We start from the raw sequence: 1356 nt of genomic DNA, 5'->3' as shown, positions 1-1356 counted from the left end.
CCACTGCAGCAGGGGTGCTCTTGGTGCTTTCATGGCCCGCCGCACTGGTTGCTACCCTGCTCTGGCTAGCAGTCTTTGCCTGGCGACGCATTGCCTCACTCGCGTCGCTGGCAGCCTGCGCCGGCCTGCTGCCCTGGCTAGCCTGGCATCGGCCCGAACTGTTACTACCCTGCGCTCTCATGGTCGCGCTGATACTGGTGCGTCACCGGGTCAATATCGGCCGGCTGCTGGACGGCAGCGAAAACCATTTCAAGCGTTGAGCGTCAAGCGTTGACCGGAGGTAACAGCTCCATCGGCCAGCGGGCACGCGCTTCGATACCAGCCTGATCATGCTGCCCGGCCATCAGGCGCTGGCAACCGGCGTAAGCAATCATTGCGCCGTTATCCGTACAGAACGCCGGCCGGGCGTAGAACAGTTCACCCTTGAGCCCACTGGCCATTTTCTCCAGAGACTGTCGCAGTTGCCGGTTGGCGCTCACGCCGCCGGCAATCACCAGGCGCTTAAGGCCAGTGGCCTTGAGCGCGCGCTTGCATTTTATGGTCAGGGTATCAACCACCGCCTGCTCGAAAGCCAGCGCCACGTCGCAGCGCGTCTGTTCGCTGTCATCGGCGTTGGCCACGCATTGCTGCCAGGTATTGAGCGTCGCCGTCTTGAGGCCGCTGAAACTGAAATCCAGGCCCGGGCGGTCGGTCATTGGCCGCGGAAGGGTGAAACGCCCCGGAGTACCAGAAGCCGCCAACCTGGCGATCTCGGGTCCACCGGGGTACGGCAGCCCCATCATTTTGGCTGTCTTGTCGAAAGCTTCGCCCGCAGCGTCATCCAGAGATTCGCCGAGCAACTGGTATTGACCAATGCCATCGACCCGCACCAACTGGGTGTGGCCGCCGGACACCAGCAACGCAACGAACGGAAACGCCGGAGGATTTTCTTCCAGCATCGGCGCCAACAGGTGGCCTTCCATATGATGCACACCCAACGCCGGCACACCCCAGGCAAAAGCCAGCGCGCGCGCACACGCGCCACCCACCAGCAGGGCACCCACCAACCCGGGCCCGGCGGTGTAGACCACGCCGTCGACATCACCCTCGCTCACGTCCGCGCTGGTGAACACCTCACGTATCAATGGAATAAGACGTTTGACGTGATCACGGGAGGCCAGCTCGGGCACAACCCCGCCGTAAACCCGGTGCAGGTCGATCTGGCTGAACAGGGCGTCAGCCAACAAGCCTCGCTCACTGTCGTACAGAGCGATGCCGGTTTCATCACAGGAGGTTTCAATACCCAGAACGCGCATTAGGGTCCTTGCTGCAATCAGCTGTTGGAGTGGCTGCGCATGATAATATTCCTGCGGGCTG

The 1356-nt window shown here is 62.2% G+C and carries 2 protein-coding genes; one reads left to right on the top strand and one right to left on the bottom strand.

What is annotated here, in order from left to right; all coding sequences use genetic code 11:
- Positions 1-260 (top strand): glycerol-3-phosphate acyltransferase (locus tag ABYA88_RS16490; protein ID WP_373188466.1); only part of this gene is annotated, 260 nt, incomplete at its 5' end.
- Positions 261-263: 3 nt separating this feature from the next.
- On the opposite strand, the gene tsaD is transcribed toward ABYA88_RS16490, so the two are convergent.
- A complete protein-coding gene (gene tsaD / locus ABYA88_RS16485; RefSeq protein ID WP_373188467.1) occupies positions 264-1295 on the bottom strand; it encodes a tRNA (adenosine(37)-N6)-threonylcarbamoyltransferase complex transferase subunit TsaD in 1032 nt (343 codons plus the stop codon).
- Positions 1296-1356 lie beyond the last annotated feature (61 nt).

Source organism: Halopseudomonas sp. (assembly GCF_041579695.1).
In the GTDB taxonomy this organism is placed as follows: domain Bacteria; phylum Pseudomonadota; class Gammaproteobacteria; order Pseudomonadales; family Pseudomonadaceae; genus Halopseudomonas.
This window is presented reverse-complemented; position numbering and strand designations above follow the sequence as displayed.

What these genes read in the sequence shown, in the direction of transcription:
- tsaD (WP_373188467.1), bottom strand. Translation starts at nt 1,295, where the DNA reads ATGCGCGTTCTGGGTATTGAAACCTCCTGTGATGAAACCGGCATCGCT.